We start from the raw sequence: 25,472 nt of genomic DNA on the forward strand, positions 1-25,472 counted from the left end.
CCACTAGAAGAACTGAGGAGAAACAAGATGCTGCTCAAGGACAAGATCGTGGTGGTATCCGGCATCGGCCCCGGCCTGGGCGTGAAGCTCGCCATCGAGGCCGCGCGCGAAGGCGCGGCCGGCGTGGTGGCCGCCGCGCGCAGCGCCGAGAAGCTGGCCGACGCCGAGGCGCGGGTGAAGGCGGTGAACCCCAATTGCAAGGTGCTGAAGGTGGTCACCGACATCACCAAGGTCGCCGACTGCGAGCGCCTGGCCGCGCAGGCGGTACAGACCTTCGGCCGCGTCGATGCCCTGGTCAACAGCGCCTTCGTGCACGGCGACATGGACTACGCCTCCACCGCCAATCTGGAGACCTGGAAAGAGGTCATCAACACCAATCTGATCGGCACCCTGCAGATCACCCAGGCGCTGATCCCGCAGATGAAGGCGCAGAAGTCCGGCGCCATCGTCATGATCAACACCATGGCGGTGCGCCAGGTGCCGCCGCTGGGCGAGGCCGGCTATGCGGCCTCGAAGGCGGCACTGGCCAACAGCAGCAAGTGGCTGGCCAAGGAGCTGGGGCCGAGCGGCATCCGCGTCAACACCGTCCACATGGGCTGGATGTGGGGCGCGCCGGTGCAGGGCTATATGGAATGGCAGGCCAGCGAACACAAGATTCCGCTGGAGACGCTGAAAGGCCAGGTCGAAGCCGGCATCCCGCTGGGCCGCATGCCCACCGACGACGAATGCGCGCGCGCCGCGCTGTTCCTGGTGTCCGACTACGCCAGCGCGGTGACCGGCGCGGCACTGGATGCCAACGGCGGCATGTACATGCCCTGAGGTAATTCCCTCTCCCCTTGTGGGAGAGGGCTAGGGAGAGGGGTAGCGGTGGCGTGGCCACCGTGCTGTTTAATACGAGCGGGCTGGGCGCTGCGCGCCGCCCCCTCTCCCCAACCCCTCTCCCACCAGGGGAGAGGGGCTCTGACGCAGAGGAGCTGTCGATGGAAAAAGTCATCTACGTCGTCTGGCGCGATCCGGCACTGAGCGTCGAGGAATTCGGCCAGCGGCTGCGCAAGACCCTGGCGCCACGCCTGAAGACGCTGGGTGCGCGCGGCCTGCGCATCAATGTCGCGGATGCCGCCGTCGAGGCCGGTGCCGGCCTGCGCCAGACCCACAGCAATCCGCCGGTGGAAGCGCTGGTGCAGGTCTGGCTGCACAGCGCCATCGACGCCTTGCGGGCGCCGGTGGATGGCGTCATCGCCAGCGTCGCCGCGCGCTTCGACGCCTATCTGGTCACCGAGTCGGTGCCCTTGCCCAATACCGAGCATCCGTCGTCCGGCCACGGCCAGCGCAGCGAGGGCTTCGCGCAGATCGCGCTGTTCCCGCGCAAGCCGGGCCTGAGCGACGAGGCCTTTCTCGACCTCTGGCAGAACCAGCACACTACGGTGGCGGTCGAGACCCAGTCCAACTTCGAGTACGTGCAGAACCGCGTGGTGCGGGCGCTGACGCCCTGCGCCCGCGCCATCGACGCCATCGTCGAGGAGGGTTTCCCCGCCGGCGCGCTCAACGATCCGCAACTGTTCTTCGACGCCCAAGGCGATCCGGCGAAGTTCGACAAGAACCTGAAGGCGATGATGGACAGTGTCGGCCGCTTCATCGACATGAGCCGCATCGACGTGACGCCGACCAGCCAGTACTGCATGTTCTGAGGGCCTCATGAGCACGGCACTGCAGCGGGTCATCGGCGGTGAAAGCTGGGCCGCTTACTGCGAGGGGCTGAAGGCCGCTGGTGAGACCATCCTGCGCGCCGACGCCCCCGACAGCCTGCTCGACCGCGCCGAAGGCTGGCGCCTGCTAAGCCGCTACGCGCGTCTGGGCTTGCAGATGATGCTGGAGTTCGCCGACCCGGATTTCCCGGTGTTCTACGCGGCCTCGGACGACACCATCAAGGTCTTCCTGCCCAATCCGGACAACCTCTATTGCAACGCCACCATCGCCGGTGACCGCGAGTACCGGGTCCACGGCCGGCGTGGCTCGGTGGCCTATCTGTCGTTCGGGACCAAGGCCAATCGCTACGCCATCGACGGCACCATGGCGTCCACTGGTGAGCTGGAAGCCAAGGAGATGCGGATCGACGCCGATGGCCGCTTCGAGCTTTTGCTGAGCGCCCGGCCGCAGCCTGGCAACTGGCTGCCGATGGCGGCCGACTCCAGCATGCTGATCGTGCGTCAGACCTTTCTCGACCGCCGGACCGAGACCGCTGCCGAGCTGCACATCGAGTGCCTGAGTGCGCCTTCCGCGCCGGCGCCGCTGTCGGCAGCGGCACTGGACGCCGGCCTGACGCGGGCGCTGGCCTTCGTGCAGGGCACCGCCAAGCTGGTCGCTGACTGGGCGGCCTGGGTGGCGCAGCATCCCAACCAGTTGGCGGCAGCGCCCTATGTGGCGGCCTCGATGCGGGTCGGCGGCGATCCCAAGATCTGCTACTACCACGGTTATTGGCGACTGGCGCCCGACGAGGCGCTGCTGATCGAGACCGAGGTGCCCGACTGCCCGTACTGGAACTTCCAGCTCGCCAACCACTGGCTGGAATCGCTGGACTGCCAGCACCGGCGCGTGCATCTGAACAAGCACGATGCCCGGCTCAATCCCGACGGCAGCCTGACGTTGCTGATCGCCGCCGAGGATGTCGGCGTCGGCAATTTCATCGACAGTGACCACCATGCGCAGGGCGGCATGCTGCTGCGCTGGGTCGGCGCCGACGCGCACCCGCAGCCGCGCTGCCGGGTGGTGAAGCTGGACGCGCTGCGCCATCGCGCTCGCTGACTACTTACGCCGCCAGGTCCATGCCCAGGCTGCGGCGCGCCTACTGGGCCGTTCGCTTCTCGCGTTCGGAATAGGTTTCCCGCTCCACATTCAGGCAGGCCTCGCGTTCGGCGCGGGGCAGGCGCTCGCAGTCCTTCAGCCGCGCGGGCTGGCTGCTGGCGTAGATCTGCTCGGCGGTGCAGCCGCTAAGACTCAGCAGCGTGACGACAATCAGTGGCAGCCGCTGGCGCATGCGAGGCTCCTGGGTGTTCTGGGCTGGATGGGCTAGCTGTCCCAGCCCGATCCGGGAATCTTACCGGCGACCTGGGTGGGATCGTCCCAGAGCACCGAGGCGTCGGGATCGACCACGCCGAGGAAGCGCTTCAGCAGCGACTTGAGGATGGCCCCGTCTTCGGCGCCCATGCGCTCCAGGATCTCCAGCTCCACCGCTTTGGCGGCGGAGATCAGCCGCAGGGCGGTGTCGCGGCCGGCTTCGGTGAGGCGGTACTCGGCGACATCGCTCTCGGCGGTCATCGCCAGTTGCGCCACCAGGCCGCGCTCGGCCAGGGCGGGTAGCCGGCTGGCGCTGGGCTGGCGCAGCACGGCGGCGAGACCGGCGTCGAGTTCGCTGGTGCTGATCAGTGGTCGCAGGGTGAGCGTGGACAGCAGGTAGAAGTCGTCGTCGCTCAGGCTCTGGTCGGCGAGTTGGGCGCGGATCTGGCCGAAGAACTGGAAGTGGCTGCGGCCGAGCAGATAGCCGAGAAAGCCCTCGTTGAAGCTGCCGGAGAGCGCGGCGCTGCGCGGCTTGGCATCCGGGGCCTCGCGGCGGGTGGCGTGCGCGTACTTGCCGCCGTGGAACACCAGCGGCGCGGACTCGCTGCGGCTGAAGTTGAGCACCTGGCCGACGAAGATGATGTGGTCGCCGCCTTCGTACTGGAAGGCGTTCTTGCACTCGAAGCGGGCGGTGCAGCCTTTCAGCAGCGGCACGCCGCCGACGCCGGTTTCGATGTCCAGGCCGGCGAACTTGTCGATGCCGCGCCGCGCGAAGCGGCCGGAGAGTTCCTCCTGGTCGCTGGCCAGCACATGCACCGCCCAGTGCTCGGCGGCGCGGAACACCGGCAGGCTGGCGGCGGTTTCGGCCAGGCTCCAGAGCACCAGCGGCGGATTCAGCGACACCGAGTTGAAGCTGTTGGCGGTCAAGCCGATCAGGCTGCCGTCGGCGGCCTTGGTGGTGATGATGGTGACGCCGGTGGCGAAGGCGCCCAGGGCCTTGCGGAATTCGGCGGCGTCAAATGCGGTGCTCATGCGGGGTTTCCTGCGGCTGGAATCGACGGAAGAGCGCCATGTTGCCAGCCTGCGGCGCCTGCCGTCATACCTTAGATGCCGTAGCCGCGGCGGCGCCTGGACAATAAAAAGCCGGGTGACGCGCCCGCGTCACCCGGCCCGGTATGGCGCTTACAGGTTGTACTTGATGTTGAGGGCGAGGTAGTCGCGATCAGCGTAGGGGTTCTGGAACACCACCGGGCTGCCGCGCATGACGCGCTCGGCGTCGCCGAAGAATTTCTGGTAGCTGATACCGACTTCCAGGTTTTGCAGGTACTGCATGCCCAGACCGACGCCAAGGCGCTGGTCGCCCTCGCCGTAGAGCGGACCGAAGGCGCCGCTGATGGAGGGATTGCCCTTGCCTATCGCGCCCCAGGACAGGGTGTGCTTCAGGTCCCAGCCGTCCAGCACGTTGCGGCGGGTGCCCAGCGCCAGCATCTGGTAGCCCCAGGAATTGCGGTTGCCGAACAGTTGCTTGCCGTCGCCGACCGGGATGATGCCGGGCTGCGATTCCACCGCGTCCACCGAGTAGACGTGGTGGTAGGCGACTTCGCCGACCAGGGCGAGGTCATCAATGTAGAAGTCCGGGTTGCCGGCGTAGATCGCCGACAGCAGCGCCTGGCCGATGTTGGCGCGGGTGAAGACCGGGCTGAGCACGCCGGAGATGATGGTCTGCACCTGGGTGTCGATGCCCTGGTGGTAGTTGAACTCGCCACCGACGTTGAACGGCCCCAGCGTGCTCGAGAAGCTCATGCCGTAGAGCTTGATGCCGCCGTAGTACTTGATCTGGTAGGTCTCGGGGACGTACTGGTTGAACAGGGCGGTGGTGATGTCGACATTGGTGCCCGGCACGGTGCCGACATAGGCGAAGCCGGGGTTGAGCTGCACCGTCGGGTTGGCGTCGGCGTAGCGCAGGTGGAAGAAGCCCAGGGTGGTGCCGGGGGTGATCGCCCACTTCAGGCCGGTGCCCCACTGGCCCCAGTTGCTGGGATTGATGTCTTCCTTGCGGAACACGTAGATGTTGGGCGAGGCATTGAGCAGGAACTGCCCCAGGCCACCAAACTCGCAGAGCCCGCTGAGATCGACTGGCAGGCCGGGCACGAAGGTGCCGAGGTCGAGCAGGCCCGGGCAGCCGTCGAGGTAGGCCGGGTTGATCGAGCCGTGGGTGAAGGTGGCACCCGGGCCGATCAGGTCGGCCGGCGAGAGGAAGTCGCCGGTGGGGAAGACCTCGGTCGCCGCGAAGTCCAGCTTGTAATAGCCCAACAGGGTCAGGGTGTTGCTCAGCGACAGCTGCAAGCCGACCTGGTTGCCGGGCAGCAGCAGTTCCTTGATCTCGGCGCCGGGCACCGAGGAGCGGGTGGCGTCGGCGCGGCCCTGCGACAAGGCGATGCCGCGCATGAACAGGCTCTCGCCCCAGGCGATCACCTGCTGGCCGACGCGCAGATTCAGTGCCACCTCGTCGGTGAAGCTGTGGTCGAAGTAGGCGTAGGCATCCAGCAGCCGCGCGCGCATGCCGTCGTAGCGGCGCGTTTCGCTGGTGAACTGGTTGTTGGGGATGCCCATGGTGTTGACCGTGGCCGGCGAGTCGTTGTCGTTCTTCTGCCGGTACACCTGGTCGTAGAAGGCGTCGCCGCTGAAGATGGCGCCGTAGTTCTCGCGCTTGAACTGCAGCTCGCTGAACGCGGTGATGCGGTTGTGCACCAGCGAGTACTGCTTGAAGTTGCGGTTGCCGTCGTCGATGTTGATGGTGCTGGGCAGGCCGGTGTGGGTGAAGCCGGCGATCTGCACCGGCTGCCCCGGCGTCGGATTGAGGATCGGTGCGCCCGCCACCAGGGGATCGACCTGGCCGTTGATCAGCGACTGATCCGGGTTCTTCAGGCGCATCGCCGCCGCGTAGTTGAGCGAGGTCCGGTACTCGATATCCGTTCCCCACAGGTCCAGCGAGCCGGCCTGGGCCAGGCTGCTGGCTAGCAGTGCGGCGGCCGCCGCGATCCGCCGTAGTGTCCGCGACCCTGAATCACCCATCGTTTTCTCCTCGCACTTTCGTTGTTGTCGGGTAGTGACCCGACTTGTCGTGTTTTTTTGCAGTCCACACCCTAAGTGAGGCCGTCCCGCGACAACCTCACCCGAACTGATTAGTGGCTCAGCCAGTGGAGTGTCGCCACTGGCGGCAGGCTCTGAAGTCATGCACCGTATGGGCGAAAACCAAGAGGCGCGAGGCTACGGCAGGGCCATCGCGCCACCGGCGGAGGAGAACCTGCATGCAATACCTGAGTCCCATCGACGCGGCCTTCCTGCGCATGGAATCCAAGCGCACGCCCATGCACGTCGGCGCGCTGATGACCTTCCGGCTGCCGGACGAGGCGCCGCCCGATTTCGTGCGCGCCCTGATGCTGCGGATGCGCGAAAAGCCGTTCATGCCCGAGCCGTTCAACTGCAAGCTGGCGCGCGGCAAGCTGGCGCCGGCCTGGGTGGAGACCAAGGTCGACATGGACTACCACCTGCGTCACTCGGCGTTGCCATTCCCCGGCGGTGAGCGCGAGCTGGGCCAGCTGGTGGCGCGCCTGCACTCGCACCCGCTGGATTTTTCCCGGCCGCTTTGGGAATGCCACCTGATCGAGGGCCTGGATCCGGAGCTGGACCCGGGCAGTGGTGAACCGCGCGGACGCAGTCGGCGTTTCGCCTTGTACTTCAAGGCGCACCACTGTGCCATCGACGGCATGGGCGCCATGCGCATGGTGCAGAAGTGGCTATCCACCGACCCCGGCAACCGCGACACCCCGGGGCCCTGGATCCTCGCCGCCAAGCCGCCGCGCGAGGAGCGCGCGCGCACGCCCGCTGGCCTGCTGGAGCGCCTGCGTCAGCCGGCGGCGGCAGCGGCGGAGCAGGCGCAGGGCATCGGCGAGCTGGTGCGCACCCTCGGCAAGATGCTGCAAGGCGAGGACAGCAGCGCCCGCGTCGCGCTGCAGACGCCGCGCAGCCGCTTCAATGTGCCGGTCTCGCAGCAGCGCCGCCTCGGCACCCAGATCCTCGAACTGCCACGGATCAAGGCCATCGCCAGCGCCACCGGCACTACCGCCAACGACGTCATGCTGGCGGTGGTGGGTGGCACCATCCGCCGTTACCTACAGGAGCTGGGGGCACTGCCGGCCAAGTCGCTGCTGGCCTCGGTGCCGGTGGCGCTCAAGCGCAACGACGGCAAGATGGGCAATGCCGCCGCCGGCTTCGTGGTGCCTATGGGCACCGAACTCGACGATCCACGGCAGCGACTGGAGCGCATCCACCGGATCACCGTGCGTGGCAAGAACGAGGTCAACGGCATGCCCTACGCCGCGCAGATGCAGTTCGCGCTGCTGGGCATCGCGCCGCTGATGATGGGGCAGATGTCGGGCCTGCTGCCGAAGATGCCGCCGTTCTTCAATGTGGTGGTGTCGAACGTGGTGCTGTCGCGCGAGCGGCTGTACCTGATGGGGGCCGAGCTGGAGGCGATGTATCCGGTGTCCTTCCTGTTCGACGGCTATGCCCTGAACGTCACCCTGGTCGGCTATGCCGACCGCGTGGCGGTGGGCTTTCTCGGCTGCCGCGACGCCATCCCCAGCCTGCAGCGGCTGGCGGTGTACACCCGCGATGCCCTGGCGGAACTGGAGCAGGCGCTCGGTCTGGCCGACAGCGGCTACGGCGTGGCGGCGCCAGCGGCCGCCGATGCGCAGCCGGTGGTCCGCGCCAAAGCCAAGCCCAGGAGCAGGGACAAGACCAAGGTCAAGCCCAAGCCCAAGGTCAAGCCCAGGACGCTATCGGGCGAAGCCGTAAAGCCAGCCCGATCCGCGCCGGCGAAGCCGCGCGCGCGCGCCGCGCGGAAGGCCGTGAAATCCCGGCTAGCCGAGACGCAAAAGGGCTAGGCCGAGCAGGGCGGGCAAGGCCTGGACGTAGAGGATCTTCTTGCCGACGGTCGCCGCGCCGTAGACACCGGCGACGATCACGCAGGCGAGGAAGAAGGTCTTGATCGCCAAGCCCTCGGCGCCCAGCCACAGCCCCCAGATCAGGCCGGCGGCGAGAAAGCCGTTGTACAGCCCCTGGTTGGCGGCGAGCGTCTTGGACGCGGCGGAGAACTCGGCGGTGAGCCCGAAGGTCTTGCGTCCGTAAGGCGTGTCCCAGAGGAACATCTCCAGGATCAGGAAGTAGATGTGCAGCAGCGCGACCAGCGCGATGACGCCATTGGCGATCTGGCTCATGAAGCGACTCCCTGGAAGTGGTGCGCGGCAGTCTGCCACGCCGGCCGCCGCATCAGGACTGCGGGAAGTGCACCGGCTGCGGGCCGCGCAGCTTCGGCCGGACCACCACGGTACCGGCCAGCTTGTCGTGCCAGCCCTGCTTGCGGGCGTCGATGCCGACCCAGAGGATGCCGAGGAAGAACGGGATCATCGCCACGAAATAGCCCAGATAGCGCGCCAGCAGCTGGCGGGTGCTGGGCTTGCCGCCGGTCTGGGCGTCGACGATGCGCGCCGACAGCAGCATCTTGCCCGGTGTCGCCTGCCGGGCGATCCAGAACGCCAGCACCGCCAGCGCCGGTAGTACGTAGGAGATCAGCAGGTCGAGCACGCCGGTATCGCTGCTCGGGTCGGTCCAGTAGTCCCAGCCGTAGAACACCGTCAGCAGCGGCCAGATCAGCAGGCCGATCAGCAGGGTGTCGACCAGCGAGGCGCCGACCCTGGCCCAGAAGCCCACGTATTCCAGCTCGGTTGTGTCCACGTTCACTCCTGAAAAGAGGTGATTGCCGGCAGCGGATCGCCCGCGCCGGCGCCCGGCCGTCGGCTCAGCCGGGTGCGCCGACGGTGAGGATCTTCATCGCGTTGGTACCGCCCGAGCCATTGTTGTCGCCCTTGGTCAGCAGCACCCGGTCGCCGTCCTTGAGCAGGCCGCGCTGCTTGAGCGCGCTGATGGCTTCCTGCACCGTGCCCAGGCCGTCGGGAGAGCTGGGCCGGAACAGCACCGGGTAGACGCCGCGGCACAGGGCCATGCGCCGGCGGGTGCGGTCGTGCGGGGTCAGCGCGTAGATCGGAATGTAGCGCTCGACCCGGCTCATCATCAGCGGCGAGGAGCCGGACTCGGTCAGCGCCAGGATCGCCTGCGCGTGCATGCGCTGGGCGGTCCAGGCGGTGGCCATCGCCACCGCCTCGTCGATGCGCTTGAAGTGCGAGTCGCTGCGGCTGCCGCTGATGTCCGGCGCCGGATGCGCTTCGGCACCGAGCACCACCCGCGCCATCGCCTCCACCGCCTTCACCGGGTATTTGCCGCTGGCGGTTTCGGCGGACAGCATCACCGCATCGGTGCCGTCCATGACCGCGTTGGCGACGTCGAGCACCTCGGCGCGGGTGGGGATGGGGTTGGTGATCATCGACTCCATCATCTGGGTCGCGGTGATCACCATCTTGTTGCCCTCGCGGCCGGCGGCAATGATCTTCTTCTGCCAGCCCGGCAGTTCGGCATCGCCGATCTCCACGCCGAGATCGCCGCGCGCGACCATCACCGCATCGCTGGCCTGGACGATCTGTTCGAGATTGGTGAGCGCTTCGGCGCGCTCGATCTTCGCCACCAGCTGGGCGTGGCCGCCGGCTTCGTGCAGCAGGTTGCGGGCCTCGTGCATGTCGGCCGCCGAGCGCGGGAAGGAGACCGCGAGAAAGTCGCAGTCCCAGTTGGCGGCATGGCGGATGTTGGCCTTGTCCTCGTCGGTCAGCGCCGCTGCCGACAGGCCGCCGCCGAGTTTGTTGATGCCCTTGCGGTTGCTGAGCACGCCGCCCTGGGTCACCAGGCAGTCGATACGGGTGCCTGCGACCTGCTCCACCCGCATGGCGATGGCGCCGTCGTTGAGCAGCAGGATGTCGCCGGGGAACACGTCGTGCGGCAGCCGCCGGTAGGCGCAGCCGACCACGCTCTGGTTGCCGCCCTTGGGGTCGTGGGCGGTGTCGAGCGCGAAGGCGGCACCCTCGACCAGTTCGACCGGGCCATTGGCGAAGGACTCGATGCGGATCTTCGGCCCCTGCAGGTCGGCGAGGATGCCGATGTCGCGGCCCAGTTCGGCGGCCGCTTCGCGGACCGCGACGATGCGGCGGGCGTGATCCTCGGCGCTGCCATGGCTGAAGTTGATGCGCATGACGTCGGCACCGGCCGCCACCAGTGCGCGCAGTACGCCCGGGGCATCGGTGGCAGGGCCGAGGGTGGTGACGATCTTGGTGCGGCGGACGGTCTTGGGGCTGAAGGGCATTGGAACTCCTGTATGCCCCATAGATTAACGCTCCCGCATGACCGCTCCGTGCCGAGGGCGGATCAATGGCCGCTTATCGTCCGCCGAACAGGGGGCGCTCAGTGCCGGTCGTGCCCTTTGCCCTCGCCGTGCCGGCCGTGATCGCCGGGACCGCCGTGGTGGCGACTCCGGTAGGCGGGCACGTAGACCTGTTGATACCAGTCATCCTGGAGGAAGTACACCGGGCGGCCGCAGGCATCGTACTCGCGGCAGTGCCGTGCCCATTGGCGGGCCTGGCCCGGCGGGACCCGCAGGTAAATCGGCGCAGCGCTCACCCGGACCGGTTCAACCAGGATCGGCTTGGCATAGAGCAGGCGTGGCGGCGGGTAGTCGCCGATGTCGACGCGGCCGTAGAAGCCGGGATCGCCGAGGCTGATCGAGACCCCGATCTGGGCCAGGGCCAGTGTCGGCAGCGCCAGCAGGCTGGCGGCGAGCAGGTTTGTCTTGTTCATGAGGGCGGCTCGGTGGTGGCAAGGTGGTGGCGCCAGTGGCTCGGTTCCGGCCCGGCTCTGGCTTGCGGCAAGTTCGGCGATGCGGCTGAATTGCCGGTGAACCCGGAGCCCGCGCTGGCGGCCGGTCTTGAGCCGCTGCGCTGGAGCGCCGAGCCTGGGGACTGCTACCAGCTGGTGTCCGAACGGCGGCACACTATCGGTCTTCGCCACCTCCACCCGATCTGCCCATGACCTCCCGCTTCGGTACTCCGCTCACCGCCAACGCCACGCGTGTCCTGTTCCTCGGCTCTGGCGAACTCGGCAAGGAGGTGGTGATCGAGTTGCAGCGGCTGGGCGTGGAAGTCATCGCCTGCGACCGCTACGCCAACGCCCCGGCCATGCAGGTGGCGCATCGCAGCCATGTGTTCCCGATGCTGGACGGCGCCAAGCTGCGGCAGGTGGTGGAGCAGGAAAAGCCGCATTACATCGTCCCCGAGATCGAGGCCATCCACACCCCGACCCTGCTGGAACTGGAGGCCGAAGGCTGGACGGTGATCCCCACCGCCCGCGCGGCGCGACTGACGATGGACCGCGAGGGCATCCGCCGCCTCGCCGCCGAGACCCTCGGGCTGCCGACCTCGCCCTACCGTTTCGCCGACAACTACGCCGACTTCGAAGCGGCGGTGGCGGCGGTCGGCATCCCCTGCGTGGTCAAGCCGATCATGTCCAGCTCCGGCAAGGGCCAGAGCGTGGTGAAGACCGCTGCCGACATCCAGAAGGCCTGGGACTACGCCCAGGCCGGCGGCCGCGCCGGCGCCGGCAAGGTGATCGCCGAGGGCTTCATCGACTTCGACTACGAGATCACCCTGCTCACTGTGCGCCACAGCGACGGCCAGGGCGGCATCAAGACCAGCTTCTGCGCGCCCATCGGCCACCTTCAGATCGACGGCGATTACCGCGAGTCCTGGCAGCCGCACCCGATGTCGCCGGCCGCGCTCAAAGAGGCCGAGCGCATTGCCGAGGCCGTCACCAGCGATCTGGGCGGCCGGGGCCTGTTCGGCGTCGAGCTGTTCGTGAAGGGCGACCAGGTGATCTTCAGCGAGGTCAGCCCGCGCCCGCACGATACCGGTCTGGTCACCCTGATCTCGCAGGATCTCAGCGAATTCGCCCTGCACGCACGTGCCATCCTCGGTCTGCCGATCCCCAACATCCGCGCTCGTGGCGCGGCAGCCAGCACCGCCATCCTGCTCGAAGGCGATCGTCTGGCGCCGGAGTTCACCGGCATCGCCGAGGCGCTGGCCGAGCCCGACACCATGCTGCGCCTGTTCGGCAAGCCGGAAATCGCCGGCCGCCGCCGCATGGGTGTGGCGCTGGCGCTGGCCGAGACCCTCGAGGAAGCGCGCGCCAAGTCGCGGCGCTCGGCGGCGCAGGTGCGGGTCGCGGTCTGACTCTGACGGCCTCCGTCGTGACCTGCGCGTCGCCCGTCTGGCCGCGTCGGTTTGACCGCGCTGCTCCGACGGTGACGCGGTGGGCGCCTGGCCGGAAATCCCGGTTCAGCCAGCGAGGGTCGTGCGCCGCGACCCGCACCGTGCCCGGGCGCCACCCGCCACTCGCCGCGTCGCGCTGAACAGGGCGCGGAATCCCGAGGCCGGCCGAGTCGGGCGCTCCTCACCAAATCGGACGAAGCCTGCGCGCCGGCGGCTGCCTAAGCTCATCGGTAAGTCAGACTCACCAAGAGCCCCGTCCCATGTCCAGCAGCGAGCGTCCCAGCGTCCTCCAAGCCTTCACCGGCCTCTCCACCGACGAGATGGAGGTGCTGAATCAGGCCGACCACTTCGCCCAGAACGAGATGTACCCGCTGGCGCAGAAGATGGACGACGAGGAGTGGTGGCCGAAGGAGATCTTTCCCAAGATCGGCGCCACCGGTTACTTCGGCATCACCGCGCCCGAGCAGTACGGTGGTTCCGGGCTGGATGTGTTCACCAGCGGCCTGATCCTTCAGGCCTTCGGTCGCTGGAACCACGCACTGGCCCTGGCCTGGGTAGCGCACGAGAACCTCTGCCTGCACAACATCCTGCGCAACGCCAACGACGAGCAGAAGAAGAAGTACGTGCCGGGCCTGGTCAAGGGCACCGCCATCGGCGCGCTCGGCCTGACCGAGCCGGGTGCCGGCTCCGACGCCATCGGCTCGATGCGCACCACCGCGCGCCGCGAGGGCGACTACTACGTCCTCAACGGCAGCAAGATCTACATCACCAACGGCCCGGTTGCCGATGTGCTGCTGGTCTACGCCAAGACCGACAAGGATCGCGGCAACCAGGGCGTCTCGGCGTTCATCGTCGAGAAGGATTTCCCCGGCTTCAAGGTGGCGCAGAAGCTGGTGAAGATGGGCTTCCGTGGCAGCCAGACCGCCGAGCTGGTGTTCGAGGACTGCAAGGTGCCGGCGGCCAACCTGGTCGGCGGCGAGAACCGCGGCGTGAAGGTGGTGATGTCCGGGCTCGATCTCGAGCGCGCGATGATCTCGCCGATCTGCCTCGGCATCGCCGAGCGCGCCTTCGCGCTGGCGCTCGACTACTCCAAGCAGCGCAAGCAGTTCGGCCGCTCGATCAGCGACTTCCAGATGGTGCAGGCCAAGCTCGCCGAAATGTACACGCGTGTTGAGTCGATGCGCCTGTTCACCTACCAGGTGCTGCGCGCCGCCAACGTCATCGGCGAGGAAGACGGCGGCCGTGGCGAGATCCACAAGCTCACCGCCGCTGGTGTCCTGTATGTGGCCGAGACCATGAACCAGGTGCTCAATGACGCGGTGCAGGTGCACGGCGGCACCGGTTACATCTGGGAGAGCGAGATCAATCGCCTCTACCGCGCGATCAAGCTCCTGGAGATCGGCGCCGGCACCAGCGAGGTGCGCAAGATGATCATCAGCAAGGAATTGCTGACGGCTTAGTGAGACTGTCCCCTCTCCCCTTGTGGGAGAGGGTTAGGGAGAGGGGTGCGCGGCGCAGCCGCGTGCGGTGTCTTTCCCAAACTGAGATCCCCCCTCTCCCCTAACCCCTCCCCCACGAGGGGGGAGGGGAACTGGAACACACCATGTCCCCCGAAATCGCCGCACTGAACAATCCCGAAAACCTCTGGGCCGCCGAAACCGTCTACCGCCCCGATCTCTTCCAGGGCAAGGTCGCCCTGGTGTCCGGTGCCGGCAGCGGCATCGGCCGGGCAGTGGCGCTGCTGTTCGCGCGTCTGGGCGCCAAGCTGGTGATCTGCGGCCGCACGCCGGAAAAGCTGGAAGTCATCGCCGAGTTCGTGCGCAGCAAGGGTGGCGAGGTGCTGGTGGTGCCGACCAATGTCCGCGAGCCGGAACAGGTCGACGCGCTGTTCAAGAAGGCGCAGGCGCACTACGGCCGCATCGACTACACGGTGAACAACGCCGGCGGACAGTTTCCGCAGAACGCCATCGACTACGCGCCCAAGGGCTGGAACGCGGTCATCAACAACAACCTCAACGGCACCTGGCTGATGATGCAGCGCGCCGCCCAGCACTGGCGCGAGCACGGCGGGCCGGGCTCCATCGTCAACATTGTGGTGGTGATCGAGCGCGGCATGCCCGGGGTCGCGCATACCGTCGCGGCGCGTGCCGGCATCATCGGCGCGACGCGCACCGTGGCGGTCGAATGGGCGCCGCTGGGCGTGCGGGTGAACTGCGTCGCGCCGGGCCTGACCGCTACCGAAGGGCTCGACGTGTATCCGCCCGAGGCGCAGAAGGAATTCCCGCTGGCGAACCCGCTCAAGCGGCCGGGGACGCCGATGGAGATTGCCGAATCGGTGATCTATCTGAGCGCCGGCTCCGGCAGCTTCATCACCGGCGAGGTCGTCACCGTTGACGGTGGCGGCAAGCTCTGGGGCGAGCTGTGGACCGCCGGGCGGCCGGACTATTACCGGCACTAGCCCCTAGGTGTTTGGACGGGCCGCCTGCGCCACGCAGTCGCCGCAGAGATCGGGGAACAGCTCGCGGCTGACGCGCTCGATCAGGCGGTCCAGCGCGGCGTCGTCGGCGATGTCCACCAGCGGCTTCCAGCCGTAGCCGTTGAGCAGGGTCTGCAAGTGCCGGCAGAACAGCCGGTAGGGATCGCGGACGTTGAAGTCGTCCATCACGCCCTCGGCGTGCACCAGGTTGTGGGTGCCGATGGTCAGCGCCCAGACGCCCACCGAGACCTGCTCGGCGGTGAGGCCGCGCAGTTCCAGATCGCCGGCGTCCACGGCCTCGTTGATCAGGCCTACCACCAGCGCGCCGATCGGGTCGTTGGCCTCCAGCAGTTCGGCGCGGCGCTCGGCGGAGGCGGCGTTCCAGACCACTTCGGTGAACACGTACTGGCCGATCCGGAAGTGCTCGGGGTTGCGGCGCACGAACAGCATGTCGGCGACACCGAAGGCGAACATCCGCTCGCGCGAGGAGGCCTCCCAGCGCGCCACCCGCAAGAACAGCTCGACGTGCTCGCGCACCTGCTCGATGGTCAGCGCCAGTAGCAGGTCTTCCTTGGAGGCGAAGTGCAGGTAGAGGGTGCCAACCGCGTATTCGGCGCGCTCGGCGATGCGGCTCATCTGCAATTTCAGCAGGCCGTCCTCGCGGATCAGCTCGCGCGCGGCGGCCAGGAAGCGCTGTTCGCGCTCCTCAAGCTGCCGTTGCCTGCGTTCCTTGGTGCCCAAGTGGGTTCGGTCCGGTGGGTTGGAAAAGAATCTGGTTTCAATCTTGAATCAGGTTCGCGAATCGGTCAATAATGCACTCAGCCCCTTAATTTCGGCCGTTGCTGGCCGTCCCGTTGCCGAGAATCCCGATGCGTCCGGTCTCCCCGCATTTCCCGCCTGCAAGCCTGTTGTTGCTGGCGATGAGTCTCTCCGGTTGCGTGCTGGGACCGGACTACAAGAGCCCCGAAGCGCCCGCCAGCGGTCGCTACGGCGTCGACGCCCTGCCGGCGCAGACGGTGGCGACGCCGGTGATCGGTGGCGAGGCGCAGCGCTTCCTGGCCGGCAAGGACTTGCCCGACCGCTGGTGGACCCTGTTCGGCTCCGACAAGCTCAATGCCCTGGTCGACGAAGCCCTCGCCAACAGCCCGAGCGCAGCCTCGGCGAAGGCGGCGCTGGTTCAGGCGCAGGCGCTGGCGACGGCGCGCGGCGCCGATCTCTACCCGAGCGTTGGCATCGGTGTCGGCGGCACCCGTCAGAAGGTGGATACCAGCAGTTTCGGCAACCCCGGCGGCGGCGGCAGCATTTACAACCTGTTCAATGCCTCGGTGGATGTCTCCTACGGCGTGGACCTGTTCGGTGGTACCCGGCGCGGCATCGAGGCGGTGCTCGCGCAGTCCGAGCTGGCGCGCTTCCAGAGCGAGGCGGCGTACCAGACGCTGATCGCCAATGTCGTCACCACCGCCATCCAGGAAGCGCAGCTGCGCGCCCAGGTGGCGGCGCAGGAAGCCATCGTCGCCGACCAGGAAAAGTCGCTGAAGGTGAGCGATAGCCAGTTCGAGCTGGGCGCCATCGGCAAGAGCGAGCTGCTCAGCGCCCAGTCCCAGCTGGCCAGCCAGCGCGCGGCACTGGCACCGCTGCGCCTGCAACTCTCGCAGACCCGCAACCAGCTGGCGGTCTACCTCGGCAAGCTGCCGGGCGACTACACACCCAGCAACTTCGAGCTGTCGGAATTGAAGCTGCCGGAAGACTTGCCGGTGTCGCTGCCTTCGACCCTGGTACAGCGCCGCCCGGACGTGCTCGCCGCCGACGCCGCGCTGCGCAGCGCCTCGGCCAATGTCGGCATCGCCGCCGCCAACCGGCTGCCGAAGCTGGCCTTGTCGGCCAGCTATGGCAGCCAGGCCAGCAAGACCGAGAACCTGTTCAAGGGCGATGTCTGGAGTCTGGGCGCCAATCTGAGCGCGCCGCTGTTCGACTTCGGCGCGCTGAAGGCGCTCTACGGCGCCTCGCGGGCGGCGTATCAGCAATCCGAGGCCGACTACAAGCTGACGGTGCTCAACGCCTTCCGCAACGTGGCTGACGCGCTGCGCCAGATCGAGACCGATGCCGAGCGCCTGCAGGCGCAGCACGAGTCCGCCAGCGCTGCCGCCGAAGGCCTGAAGCTGGCGCAGCTGCAGTACCAACTCGGCGCCGGCAGCTATTTGCAGCTGCTCAATGCCCAGCAGCAGCACGCCCAGGCGCAGGCCGCCTACGTACAGGCGCTGGCGGCCCGCTACCAGGACACCGCCGCGCTGTTCCAGGCGCTGGGGGGTGGCTGGACCGCCCGCGAGACCAACACTCAGACCGCCGCCGGCGCGCCCTGATTTCCTTTGACGAATCCCATTTCTGAACCAAGGCGAAACGCCATGCACAACTTCAAGAACAACAACAGCGGCATCGCGGTCTGGGCGGTGCTGGTCGCCATCGTGGTGGCTCTGGTGCTGGTCATCGGCGGCTACAAGGCCTATAGCGTGAAGCGGATGATCGACGGCTTCGCCGCGATGGGCGAGCCGAAATCGACGGTATCGACCGCCAAGGTCGCCTATGAAGACTGGCAGCCGACGCTGAGCGCGGTCGGCTCGCTGCGCGCCGCGCGCGGTGTCGATCTCGCCGCCGAAGTCTCCGGTCTGGTCGAGACCGTGCAGGTGCGCTCCGGCGAAGACGTCAAGGAAGGCGAACTGCTGGTGCAGATGGTGATGGATTCCGACTACGCCCGCCTGCGCGCCCTGCAAGCCGACGCCGAGCTGGCGCGCAGCGTCGAGCAGCGTGCCCGCAAGCAGCTGGCAGCGCAGGCGATCAGCCAGGCGCAGGCCGATGCCGAGGCCGCCAAGCTGAAGGCGGCCGAAGCCGCCGTGGCCGAGCAGAACGCGCTGATCCGCAAGAAGGCGATCAAGGCGCCGTTCCCCGGCCGCCTGGGCATCACCACCGTCAACCCGGGCCAGTATCTGAATCCGGGCGACAAGCTGGTGACCCTGCAGCAGCTGGATCCGGTCCACGTCGATTTCACCGTGCCGCAGTCGGCGCTGGCGCAGCTGCGTAATGGCCTGACGGTCACCGCCACCACCGATAGCTTCCCCGGCGTCCAGTTCAACGGTACGGTCACCGCCATCAACCCGGTGGTCGATGCCAGCACCCGCAACGTCAAGGTGCAGGCGACGCTGAAGAACCCCGAGCGCAAGCTGCTGCCGGGGATGTTCACCAACGTCGTGGTCGCCACCGGGGCGCCGCAGCGCTACCTGACCCTGCCCGCCAACGCGGTCGCCTTCAACCCCTATGGCGAGACGGTGTTCGTCATCGTCAAGCGCGGCGAGGAGAGCACGGTTGCGGACAACAAGCCGGAAGACCTCTTGCAGTCGGAGGCGCTGAAGAAGGCCGACGCCGACCTGAAGGCGGCCGCCGAGGCCGCTGCCAAGCCGGCCGAGGAAGCCAAGCCGGCCGCGCCGGCCGCTCCCGCAGAGCCGGTGCTGGTGGCGCGCCAGGTATTCATCAAGACCGGCCCCAGCCGTGGTGACCAGGTGGCGGTGATCAGCGGCCTCAAGGAGGGCGACGAGGTGGTGACCAGCGGCCAGATCAAGCTCAAGAACGACACCGCCGTCGTCATCAACAACGAGCTGCAGCCGTCCAGCAATCCGGACCCGCGTCCGGTGGACGAATAAGGAACGCCGCGAGCGCCGCTCATGAACTTCACCGATATCTTCATCAAGAAGCCGGTCCTGGCCCTGGTGGTCAGCGCCATGATCCTGGTGCTGGGCCTGCGTGCCGTGGCCCAGCTGCCGGTACGCGAGTACCCGGAATCGCAGATCGCGGCGGTCACCGTCACCACCACCTACTTCGGCGCCGACGCCGACGTGATCGCCGGCTTCATCACCGCGCCGCTGGAAGCCGCCATCGCCCAGGCGCAGGGCATCGACTACATCTTCTCGACCTCGCTCAACGGCGCCAGCGTCATTACCGTCAACCTGCGGCTCAACTACGACGCCACCAAGGCGCTGTCGGAAATCAGCGCCCAGGTGAACTCGGTGCTGAACCAGCTGCCCGAGGGCGCGCAGCAGCCGAGCCTGAAGATCTCCACCGGCGAGAGCACCGCCTCGATGTATCTGGGCTTCACCAGCGACACCCTGGCGGCCAATCAGATCACCGATTACCTGTTGCGCGTGGTGCAGCCCAAGTTGCAGGGCATCGCCGGCGTGCAGAACGCGGAAATCTTCGGCGCCCGCCAGTTCGCACTGCGCGTCTGGATGGACCCGCAGCGGCTCGCCGCCTACGGCCTGACCGCCGCAGACGTCTACAGCGCGCTGGGCAGCAACAACTACATCTCGGCGATCGGCTCGACCAAGGGCGAGATGGTCACCGTTGACCTCACCGCGCGCACCGATCTGCACTCGCTGGAGGAGTTCCGCAAGCTGGTGGTGAAGTCCAGCGAGGGCGGCATCGTCCGCCTGGAAGACGTGGCCAACGTCACCCTCGGCGCCGAGCAGTACGACTTCAATGCCCGGTCCGACGGCCGTCGCGCGCTGTTCATCGGCGTCCGCGTTGCGCCCGATGCCAATGTGCTGACCGTGATCGGCAATGTCCGCGAGGCCTTCCCGGGCATCGTCGCGCAGCTGCCCAAGGGGCTCTCCGGAGAGATCGACTACGACGCCACCGACTACATCCGCAGCGCCATCAGCGAGGTGCAGACCACCCTGATCGAGGCGCTGCTGATCGTTTCGGCGGTGATCTTCCTGTTCCTCGGCTCGCCGCGCTCGGTGCTGATCCCGGCGGTGGCGATCCCGCTGTCGCTGGTCGGCGGCTTCATCTTCATGCTGGTGCTGGGCTACTCGATCAACCTGCTGACCCTGCTGGCATTGGTGCTGGCGATTGGTCTGGTGGTCGACGACGCGATCATCGTGGTCGAGAACGTCGACCGCCACATGAAGGACGGCATGACGCCGTTCAGGGCCGCCCTGCAGGGTGCGCGTGAGCTGGCCGGGCCGATCATCGCCATGACCGTGGTGCTGATCGCGGTCTACGTGCCGATCGGCTTCCAGGGCGGCCTCACCGGCACCCTGTTCTCGGAGTTCGCGTTCACGCTGGTCGGTGCCGTGGTGGTTTCTGCCATCGTCGCGCTGACGCTGTCGCCGATGATGGCGGCCTACTTCCTGAAGCCGGGCGAGCATGAAGGCAACCGCTTCATGCAGATGATCGACCGCAACTTCGAGTGGACGCGGAGCAAGTACGAAGGCTTGCTCGGCAGCGCGCTGGGCAGCTGGAAGTCGGTGGTCGCCTTCGGCTTCGTGATCATCCTGCTGATCGGCGGCATGCTGTCGCTGCCCTCCGCCATCGGCTTCAAGAAGGAGCTGGCGCCGCAGGAGGATCAGGGCTTCGTGATCGGCTTCGGCTACGCCATGCCGAACGCCACCGTCGAGCAGATGGGAGCCTACTCGCGCAAGATGTACGAGTACGTGAAGGCGACCCCGGAAGTCGAGCAGGCCTTCACCCTGGACGGCGTCAGCACCGCCAACACCACCCTCACCGGCATGATCCTCAAGCCCTGGGATCAGCGCACGCGCAGCAGCTTCGAGGTGCAGAAGGATCTGCAGGAGAAGTTCAACAGCATCTCCGGTGCCACCATCTATGCCTCGCAGCCGCCACCGCTGCCGACCAGCAGCGGCGGCGCCAACACCTCCGTGGTGTTCGTGATCGGCACCACCGACTCGTTCGTGAATCTCGACGAGGTGGCCAGCGACATGCTCGCGGAGGCGCAGAAGAGCGGCAAGTTCTACTACATCGACACCGACCTGAAGCTCAACAAGCCGCAGGTCTCGGTGCATGTCGACCGCGACAAGGCGGCGGCGCTGGGTCTGTCGATGCGCGACATCGGCTCCTCGCTGGGCGCGATGCTGGGCGGTGGCTACGTCAACTACTTCAGCATCGCCGGCCGCTCCTACAAGGTGATTCCGCAGGCGCAGCAGGTGAGTCGCCTGACCGGCGATCAGCTCAACAACTACTACATCCGCACCGCCAGCGGTGAAGTGGTGCCGGCTTCGACGGTGGTGACCCTGAAGACCGAGGCGATTCCGACCCGCATCAGCCGCTTCCAGCAGCTGAACTCGGCGACTTTCAGCGGCGTGCCCTCCGGCACGCTCGGCGACGCCCTCGACTATCTGAAGAAGCTGGCCGACCAGAAGATGCCGGCCGGCTACACCGTCGACTACGGCGGTGAGTCGCGGCAGTTCGTGCAGGAGACCTCGGCCTTCGCGCTGACCATGGGCCTGGCGCTGATCATCATCTTCCTGACCCTGGCCGCGCAGTTCGAGAGCTTCCGCGACCCGCTGATCGTGCTCACCTCGGTGCCGATGGCGATCTTCGGCGCGCTGGTCTGCATCTTCCTGGGCGTGATGGACTCCACCATCAACATCTACACCCAGGTGGGTCTGGTGACACTGGTCGGCCTGATCGCCAAGCACGGCATCCTCATCGTGCAGTTCGCCAACGACGAGCAGAAGGCCGGCAAGAGCAAGCTGGACGCGGTGATGGCTGCCGCCGGCGTGCGTCTGCGGCCGATCCTGATGACCACGGCGGCGATGGTGCTGGGCGTGATGCCGCTGGTGCTCGCCGAAGGCGCCGGCGCCGTCGGCCGCAACCAGATGGGCCTGGTGATCGCCTCGGGCATCTTCGTCGGCACGGTGTTCACCCTGTTCGTGGTGCCGGCGGTCTACCTGCTGATGGCCGCCGATCATCAGGCGGGGCGGGCGACCGACGAGGACGATGCCGGCACCAGCGCCGCGCACTGAAGCTGCCTTCGGCCTTTGCCATGAGCCCGGGGAGTGATCCCCGGGCTTCTTGGTTTCTGGAGCCGGCGCGGCAGCTTGCGCGAAAGGAGCCCCGCCGGACCTAGTCGTGCCGGTGGTTCGGGGTGAGGCGGGCCGACTCGCGGCAACCGCCGCCGGGTCCTGGGCCAGGACCCCGGTGGACGCTGCCGGGGGGGCGCGATCAGCCCAGCGAGATCACACTGTTGAGCAGCAGACGCACCAGCATGGTCTGCCGGGTCACGCCGGTCTTGCAGAAGATCGAGCGCAGGTGGGTGCGGGCGGTATTGCGCCGCACATTCATCTTCTCGGCGGCTTCGTCGAGGGTCAGGCCTTCGGTCAGCAGCAGCGCCAGTTGCGCTTCCATGCGGGTCAGGCCGAACAGGCGGCGCACCAGCTCCTGCGAAGGCTGCGCGGCATTGGATTCCGGGTCGCGCAGAAACACCACCACTGCCGGGCGCTGCTTGCTCTCGGAGAACTGGCCCATCGGCACCGCTTTCACCAGCACGCCCAGTTTGGCGCGGCCGGACGGGCGGGTGACCGCCATCGCCTCGACCATGCCGGGGCCTTCGTCGTTGATGCTGGCGCCGCTCAGGGCCTGACGCAGCAGGCGTTGCAGATCGCGGCTTTCCTGACTGTTGTCGAGGCAGAGGTTGTTGCCGGCGAGCCAGATGCCGTCCTTCTCGCCGAGGATGCGCCGCGCCTCGGGATTGGTTTCGATGATCGCGCCGTTCTGGTCGAAGCTGACCATGCCCAGCAGCAGGCGATTGACCGCGCCAGCGAACAGCGCGCGCTCGCATTCGAGGAAGTCGAGCTGGGCATGGATCTGGATCGAGCGCTTGAGGTGCGGCAGCAGGCGCTTGACCAGGCTCTTGTCGGCCTCCGAGAACGGCGCGGCATCGTGGCCGCGGGTGATGCGCAGGCGGCACTCGATGCCGTCCTTGGTGTAGATGTCGGCCCCGAGCAGATGGCGCACGTCCAGCGGCTTCAGGTATTCCTGGTACACCGTGCTCTGCAACCACTGCTTGCCGATCAGTTCCTCGGCGGTGACCACCTGGCCTTCCGACAGCCGTACGAAAGGATCGAGCGCAAAAAAGTGGGTCTCGTAGGACTCGACGCCCTGCTGGGTAACGGCGCCGGTATTGATCATCACGCCGGTGCTCTCCGACGAGGGCGGGCGCAGCATCAGGGTGACATGCGCGGACCGTAGCTGGTCGCGCAGCAATTGCAGCGCACCCTGCCAGGGCGGCGACTCCAGCGAGCCCTGATACAGCGCGCCCAGTAGACGGTCGTAGTCTTCGAGGCTCACGGCGGGCTCCGTTGCAAGGCTGACAGGGGCCATCTTCCGGGCCGCGACCTGGATGTTGGTGACTTTTGCTGGCGACGGCATAGCCTGACTCTCCTCCTGCTATTGCCTCTGGCTGGGCATACACGTCCTGGCGAACGCATCCGCCGGGATCAATTTTGAGAACGGCTTATCAATATGCTCTGAGCCCCCTCCGCGTCAAGAAAAACATCACCCCAATCACCCGTCCGGACGATTCTGAGCGCAGGTTCAGGGCGGAACATCGCCGGGCTAACAGCCGCAATCCGGTGGCTGGCGGGAGGAGACCCGTAATGCCCAGCGAACAAGTGATGAAGGCGGCCATGCAGGCCTATATCGACTGCTTCAACCGCGCCGATCCCGAGGCCATTGCCGCCCTCTATGCCGATGACGCCACGGTGGAAGATCCGGTCGGCAGTCCGCTGAAGAGCGGCAAGGCCGAGGTTGCTGCCTTCTACAAGATGGCGGTCGCCACCGGCGCCAAGCTCAAGCTGGCGGCGCCGATCCGCGCCTCGCACGGCAACTCGGCGGCGATGGCCTTCGACGTGCAGCTGAACATGCCCACCGGCGAGGCGATCATCCAGGTGATCGACGTGATGACCTTCAACGAAGACGGCAAATTCACCTCCATGCGCGCCTTCTGGGGCAAGAGCGACATGGTGCTGCTGAAGCCGCCGGCATGAACCTGCAGGAACTCTCGGACCAGGCCGAGCTGCTGCGCCTGGTGACGGTCTACGCCTACGCCATCGACGAACGCGAGTTCCACAAGCTGGACGCCGTGTTCACCCCGGACGCGCACATCGACTACACGGCGATGGGCGGCATCCAGGGCGACTACCCTACGGTCAAGGCCTGGCTGCCGCAGGCGCTGCAGCATTTTCCCGGCTACATGCACTTCATCGGCAACACCCTGTTCGAGGTGGACGGCGACGAGGCCAGCGGCAAGGTCGCCTGCTTCAATCCGATGGTGGTGCCGACGCCGGAAGGCGGTACCGAAACCATGTTCCTTGGGCTCTGGTACCTCGACCGCTACCGCCGCACCGCGCAGGGCTGGCGGATCAGCGAGCGCGTCGAGCGCAAGAGCTACGAGCACAACATGCCGGAGTGGATGCGGAAAGCGCTCAAGCGCTGAGCGATCCGGCGCCGGCCGCCTGGCGGTCCACTGGCATACAAGCAGGAGTCACGGCATGAGCATCGTCCCTCAAGCGGCAACGGGTCTCTATTACGGCTGGTGGCTGGTGCTGGCGGTGTTCGTCGGCGAGATGTTCGCCATCGGCAGCACCACCTACGCCTTCGGGCTGTTCGTGAAGCCGCTGGAGCAGGAGTTCGGTATCTCCCGTGGCGATGCCAACAAGGGGCTGGCGCTGTTCATCGTCGGCATGGGCCTGTCGGCGCCGCTGATCGGCCGTCTGCTCGACCGCCGCTCGGCGCGCGGCGTGATGTTGTTCGGCGCGGCCTGGATGGCGCTGGGTCTGGTCGCCGTCGCCCTCGCACCCACACTCGGCTGGATGGCCCTGGCCACGCTGCTGGTGCTGGCCTCGGGCGCGGCGATGATCGGCCCGCTCACCGCCAACACCCTGGCCTCACGCTGGTTCGAGCGGCGGCGCGGCCGCGCTCTCGGCGTGGTGGCGGTCGGCACCTCGGTGGGCGGCACCCTGCTGGTGCCGCTGATCGCCTACAACATCGAGACCTTTGGCTGGCGGCAGGCGCTGATGATCCAGGCCGGCCTGATCGTGCTGATCGTCGGGGCCCTGGCCCTGTGGGTAGTGCGCGACCGTCCGCAGGATCTCGGCCTGTTGCCGGACGGCGCCGCGCCTCGGCCGGAGGATGCCGCCACGCCAGCGGCCAGCCCGAGCGGTCCGGAGTGGACCCTGGGCCGGCTGCTGCGGCAGCGCGACTTCTGGTGCATCGGCCTGTCCGTCGGGCTCACCTTTGCGGTGACCCAGTCGGTGCTGGCTTCGCTGGTGCCCTACGCCACCGATGCCGGCATCGACGCCAAGAAGGCGGCGCTGCTGGTGTCCAGCCTCTCGGTCTGTTCCATTCTCGGCAAGCTGCTGTTCGGCGCTCTGGCCGAGCGCATCGACAAGCGCTGGCTGCTGCTCACGGTGGTGGCCTTCACCCTGCTGCAGTTGGTAACCCTGATCGCGCAGCCGGACTTTGCCTGGTTGCTGGTGATCTGCGGCCTCGCCGGCTTCGCTCTGGGCGGCGAGTTGCCGGTGTGGGCGGCGATCATCGCTGAGCGCTTCGGGCCGCGCTCCTTCGGCACGGTGATGGGGCTGATGAACCCGATCAACATGATCTGCAGCCTGACCGCGATCAGCTATGTCGGCATCGCCTATGACCGCAGCGGCGGATACAGCCAGCCGTTCACGGTGTTCCTCGGGGTCGCTGTCCTGGCGGCGGTGATGACCGTGCTGATCCGCCGTCCCTCGGCTCCGGCTGCCGGCCGCTGAGGGCGCGCTGGCCTCGTCTGGCCATCGTCGCTACCGGCGGCGGCGGAGCCCGCCGCCACAAAAAAGCCC

At 67.3% G+C, this 25,472-nt stretch carries 22 protein-coding genes; 13 read left to right on the forward strand and 9 right to left on the reverse strand.

The window, feature by feature from the left end; translation table 11 throughout:
* The first annotated feature begins 27 nt into the window (after nucleotides 1-27).
* The 3 genes from ED208_RS14955 to ED208_RS14965 all read left to right on the forward strand — a co-directional run bounded on the left by ED208_RS14955 (nucleotide 28) and on the right by ED208_RS14965 (nucleotide 2,802).
* Complete coding sequence (locus ED208_RS14955) at nucleotides 28-819, forward strand: SDR family oxidoreductase (RefSeq protein WP_123212721.1); 792 nt, start codon at nucleotides 28-30, stop codon at nucleotides 817-819.
* A 161-nt stretch (nucleotides 820-980) separates the two neighbouring features.
* Nucleotides 981-1,688 (forward strand): EthD domain-containing protein, encoded by a 708-nt coding sequence (locus tag ED208_RS14960; RefSeq protein WP_123212722.1) that lies wholly within the window; start codon nucleotides 981-983, stop codon nucleotides 1,686-1,688.
* 7 nt (nucleotides 1,689-1,695) lie between these two features.
* Complete coding sequence (locus ED208_RS14965) at nucleotides 1,696-2,802, forward strand: DUF1214 domain-containing protein (RefSeq protein WP_123212723.1); 1,107 nt, start codon at nucleotides 1,696-1,698, stop codon at nucleotides 2,800-2,802.
* Between the two features lie 40 nt (nucleotides 2,803-2,842).
* Here ED208_RS14965 and ED208_RS14970 read toward each other — a convergent pair whose 3' ends face one another.
* The 3 genes from ED208_RS14970 to ED208_RS14980 all read right to left on the reverse strand — a co-directional run bounded on the left by ED208_RS14970 (nucleotide 2,843) and on the right by ED208_RS14980 (nucleotide 6,129).
* A complete protein-coding gene (locus ED208_RS14970; protein WP_123212724.1) occupies nucleotides 2,843-3,034 on the reverse strand; it encodes a hypothetical protein in 192 nt (63 codons plus the stop codon).
* A 32-nt stretch (nucleotides 3,035-3,066) separates the two neighbouring features.
* A complete protein-coding gene (locus tag ED208_RS14975) occupies nucleotides 3,067-4,086 on the reverse strand; it encodes a flavin reductase (RefSeq protein ID WP_123212725.1) in 1,020 nt (339 codons plus the stop codon).
* A gap of 150 nt (nucleotides 4,087-4,236) precedes the next feature.
* Nucleotides 4,237-6,129 (reverse strand): DUF1302 domain-containing protein, encoded by a 1,893-nt coding sequence (locus ED208_RS14980; protein ID WP_158608580.1) that lies wholly within the window; start codon nucleotides 6,127-6,129, stop codon nucleotides 4,237-4,239.
* Nucleotides 6,130-6,365: 236 nt separating this feature from the next.
* On the opposite strand from ED208_RS14980, the gene ED208_RS14985 reads away from it, so the two are divergent.
* The gene (locus ED208_RS14985; protein ID WP_123212727.1) at nucleotides 6,366-8,003 is read left to right on the forward strand and encodes a WS/DGAT/MGAT family O-acyltransferase; all 1,638 of its coding nucleotides are present in this window, start codon (nucleotides 6,366-6,368) and stop codon (nucleotides 8,001-8,003) included.
* On the opposite strand, the gene ED208_RS14990 is transcribed toward ED208_RS14985, so the two are convergent.
* From ED208_RS14990 to ED208_RS15005, 4 genes are all read right to left on the reverse strand, one after another.
* Nucleotides 7,980-8,336, reverse strand: a complete 357-nt coding sequence (locus ED208_RS14990; protein ID WP_123212728.1) for a DUF1304 domain-containing protein — start codon at nucleotides 8,334-8,336, stop codon at nucleotides 7,980-7,982. The genes ED208_RS14985 and ED208_RS14990 overlap by 24 nt on opposite strands.
* Nucleotides 8,337-8,388: 52 nt before the next feature.
* The gene (locus ED208_RS14995) at nucleotides 8,389-8,853 is read right to left on the reverse strand and encodes an RDD family protein (protein ID WP_123212797.1); all 465 of its coding nucleotides are present in this window, start codon (nucleotides 8,851-8,853) and stop codon (nucleotides 8,389-8,391) included.
* A 64-nt stretch (nucleotides 8,854-8,917) separates the two neighbouring features.
* Complete coding sequence (gene pyk / locus ED208_RS15000) at nucleotides 8,918-10,366, reverse strand: pyruvate kinase (RefSeq protein WP_123212729.1); 1,449 nt, start codon at nucleotides 10,364-10,366, stop codon at nucleotides 8,918-8,920.
* A 98-nt stretch (nucleotides 10,367-10,464) separates the two neighbouring features.
* On the reverse strand, nucleotides 10,465-10,857 hold the full coding sequence (locus ED208_RS15005) for a hypothetical protein (protein ID WP_123212730.1): 393 nt from the start codon (nucleotides 10,855-10,857) through the stop codon (nucleotides 10,465-10,467).
* Nucleotides 10,858-11,084: 227 nt separating this feature from the next.
* Here ED208_RS15005 and purT point away from each other — a divergent pair, with 227 nt between their 5' ends.
* From purT to ED208_RS15020, 3 genes are all read left to right on the forward strand, one after another.
* Complete coding sequence (purT, locus tag ED208_RS15010) at nucleotides 11,085-12,284, forward strand: formate-dependent phosphoribosylglycinamide formyltransferase (protein ID WP_123212731.1); 1,200 nt, start codon at nucleotides 11,085-11,087, stop codon at nucleotides 12,282-12,284.
* Between the two features lie 299 nt (nucleotides 12,285-12,583).
* Nucleotides 12,584-13,783, forward strand: coding sequence for an acyl-CoA dehydrogenase family protein (locus ED208_RS15015; protein ID WP_123212732.1), 1,200 nt, complete (start codon nucleotides 12,584-12,586; stop codon nucleotides 13,781-13,783).
* 143 nt (nucleotides 13,784-13,926) lie between these two features.
* Nucleotides 13,927-14,781 carry an SDR family NAD(P)-dependent oxidoreductase gene (locus ED208_RS15020; RefSeq protein ID WP_123212733.1) on the forward strand — a complete coding sequence of 285 codons (855 nt, stop codon included), beginning with the start codon at nucleotides 13,927-13,929 and terminating at the stop codon, nucleotides 14,779-14,781.
* Between the two features lie 3 nt (nucleotides 14,782-14,784).
* Here the strand turns inward: ED208_RS15020 and ED208_RS15025 are convergent, their stop codons facing one another.
* On the reverse strand, nucleotides 14,785-15,540 hold the full coding sequence (locus tag ED208_RS15025) for a TetR/AcrR family transcriptional regulator (protein ID WP_123212734.1): 756 nt from the start codon (nucleotides 15,538-15,540) through the stop codon (nucleotides 14,785-14,787).
* A gap of 128 nt (nucleotides 15,541-15,668) precedes the next feature.
* Here ED208_RS15025 and ED208_RS15030 point away from each other — a divergent pair, with 128 nt between their 5' ends.
* The 3 genes from ED208_RS15030 to ED208_RS15040 are packed head-to-tail and all read left to right on the forward strand — an operon-like array spanning nucleotide 15,669 to nucleotide 21,611.
* Nucleotides 15,669-17,159, forward strand: coding sequence for an efflux transporter outer membrane subunit (locus tag ED208_RS15030; RefSeq protein WP_123212735.1), 1,491 nt, complete (start codon nucleotides 15,669-15,671; stop codon nucleotides 17,157-17,159).
* Between the two features lie 42 nt (nucleotides 17,160-17,201).
* On the forward strand, nucleotides 17,202-18,491 hold the full coding sequence (locus tag ED208_RS15035) for an efflux RND transporter periplasmic adaptor subunit (RefSeq protein ID WP_199720639.1): 1,290 nt from the start codon (nucleotides 17,202-17,204) through the stop codon (nucleotides 18,489-18,491).
* Between the two features lie 21 nt (nucleotides 18,492-18,512).
* Nucleotides 18,513-21,611, forward strand: a complete 3,099-nt coding sequence (locus ED208_RS15040) for an efflux RND transporter permease subunit (protein ID WP_123212736.1) — start codon at nucleotides 18,513-18,515, stop codon at nucleotides 21,609-21,611.
* A 199-nt stretch (nucleotides 21,612-21,810) separates the two neighbouring features.
* Here ED208_RS15040 and ED208_RS15045 read toward each other — a convergent pair whose 3' ends face one another.
* Nucleotides 21,811-22,935, reverse strand: coding sequence for a helix-turn-helix transcriptional regulator (locus ED208_RS15045; RefSeq protein WP_233575091.1), 1,125 nt, complete (start codon nucleotides 22,933-22,935; stop codon nucleotides 21,811-21,813).
* Between the two features lie 308 nt (nucleotides 22,936-23,243).
* On the opposite strand from ED208_RS15045, the gene ED208_RS15050 reads away from it, so the two are divergent.
* Genes ED208_RS15050 through ED208_RS15060 form a run of 3 tightly spaced genes read left to right on the forward strand, consistent with a single transcriptional unit; the run spans nucleotide 23,244 to nucleotide 25,403 of the window.
* A complete protein-coding gene (locus tag ED208_RS15050; protein ID WP_123212738.1) occupies nucleotides 23,244-23,633 on the forward strand; it encodes a steroid Delta-isomerase in 390 nt (129 codons plus the stop codon).
* A complete protein-coding gene (locus tag ED208_RS15055) occupies nucleotides 23,630-24,082 on the forward strand; it encodes a nuclear transport factor 2 family protein (protein ID WP_123212739.1) in 453 nt (150 codons plus the stop codon). Before ED208_RS15050 ends, ED208_RS15055 begins: the two co-directional genes overlap by 4 nt.
* A gap of 55 nt (nucleotides 24,083-24,137) precedes the next feature.
* Nucleotides 24,138-25,403 (forward strand): MFS transporter, encoded by a 1,266-nt coding sequence (locus ED208_RS15060; protein ID WP_123212740.1) that lies wholly within the window; start codon nucleotides 24,138-24,140, stop codon nucleotides 25,401-25,403.
* Nucleotides 25,404-25,472 lie beyond the last annotated feature (69 nt).

Origin of the sequence: Stagnimonas aquatica (genome assembly GCF_003730135.1) — a bacterium.
Taxonomy (GTDB): domain Bacteria; phylum Pseudomonadota; class Gammaproteobacteria; order Nevskiales; family Nevskiaceae; genus Stagnimonas; species Stagnimonas aquatica.

Excerpts from the sequence above, each read along its gene's own strand:
- ED208_RS14955 (WP_123212721.1), top strand. The coding sequence starts at position 28 with ATGCTGCTCAAGGACAAGATCGTGGTGGTATCCGGCATCGGCCCCGGC.
- ED208_RS14960 (WP_123212722.1), top strand. The coding sequence starts at position 981 with ATGGAAAAAGTCATCTACGTCGTCTGGCGCGATCCGGCACTGAGCGTC.
- ED208_RS14965 (WP_123212723.1), top strand. The coding sequence starts at position 1,696 with ATGAGCACGGCACTGCAGCGGGTCATCGGCGGTGAAAGCTGGGCCGCT.
- ED208_RS14970 (WP_123212724.1), bottom strand. The coding sequence starts at position 3,034 with ATGCGCCAGCGGCTGCCACTGATTGTCGTCACGCTGCTGAGTCTTAGC.
- ED208_RS14975 (WP_123212725.1), bottom strand. The coding sequence starts at position 4,086 with ATGAGCACCGCATTTGACGCCGCCGAATTCCGCAAGGCCCTGGGCGCC.
- ED208_RS14980 (WP_158608580.1), bottom strand. The coding sequence starts at position 6,129 with ATGGGTGATTCAGGGTCGCGGACACTACGGCGGATCGCGGCGGCCGCC.
- ED208_RS14985 (WP_123212727.1), top strand. The coding sequence starts at position 6,366 with ATGCAATACCTGAGTCCCATCGACGCGGCCTTCCTGCGCATGGAATCC.
- ED208_RS14990 (WP_123212728.1), bottom strand. The coding sequence starts at position 8,336 with ATGAGCCAGATCGCCAATGGCGTCATCGCGCTGGTCGCGCTGCTGCAC.
- pyk (WP_123212729.1), bottom strand. The coding sequence starts at position 10,366 with ATGCCCTTCAGCCCCAAGACCGTCCGCCGCACCAAGATCGTCACCACC.
- ED208_RS15005 (WP_123212730.1), bottom strand. The coding sequence starts at position 10,857 with ATGAACAAGACAAACCTGCTCGCCGCCAGCCTGCTGGCGCTGCCGACA.
- purT (WP_123212731.1), top strand. The coding sequence starts at position 11,085 with ATGACCTCCCGCTTCGGTACTCCGCTCACCGCCAACGCCACGCGTGTC.
- ED208_RS15015 (WP_123212732.1), top strand. The coding sequence starts at position 12,584 with ATGTCCAGCAGCGAGCGTCCCAGCGTCCTCCAAGCCTTCACCGGCCTC.
- ED208_RS15020 (WP_123212733.1), top strand. The coding sequence starts at position 13,927 with ATGTCCCCCGAAATCGCCGCACTGAACAATCCCGAAAACCTCTGGGCC.
- ED208_RS15030 (WP_123212735.1), top strand. The coding sequence starts at position 15,669 with ATGCGTCCGGTCTCCCCGCATTTCCCGCCTGCAAGCCTGTTGTTGCTG.
- ED208_RS15035 (WP_199720639.1), top strand. The coding sequence starts at position 17,202 with ATGCACAACTTCAAGAACAACAACAGCGGCATCGCGGTCTGGGCGGTG.
- ED208_RS15040 (WP_123212736.1), top strand. The coding sequence starts at position 18,513 with ATGAACTTCACCGATATCTTCATCAAGAAGCCGGTCCTGGCCCTGGTG.
- ED208_RS15050 (WP_123212738.1), top strand. The coding sequence starts at position 23,244 with ATGCCCAGCGAACAAGTGATGAAGGCGGCCATGCAGGCCTATATCGAC.
- ED208_RS15055 (WP_123212739.1), top strand. The coding sequence starts at position 23,630 with ATGAACCTGCAGGAACTCTCGGACCAGGCCGAGCTGCTGCGCCTGGTG.
- ED208_RS15060 (WP_123212740.1), top strand. The coding sequence starts at position 24,138 with ATGAGCATCGTCCCTCAAGCGGCAACGGGTCTCTATTACGGCTGGTGG.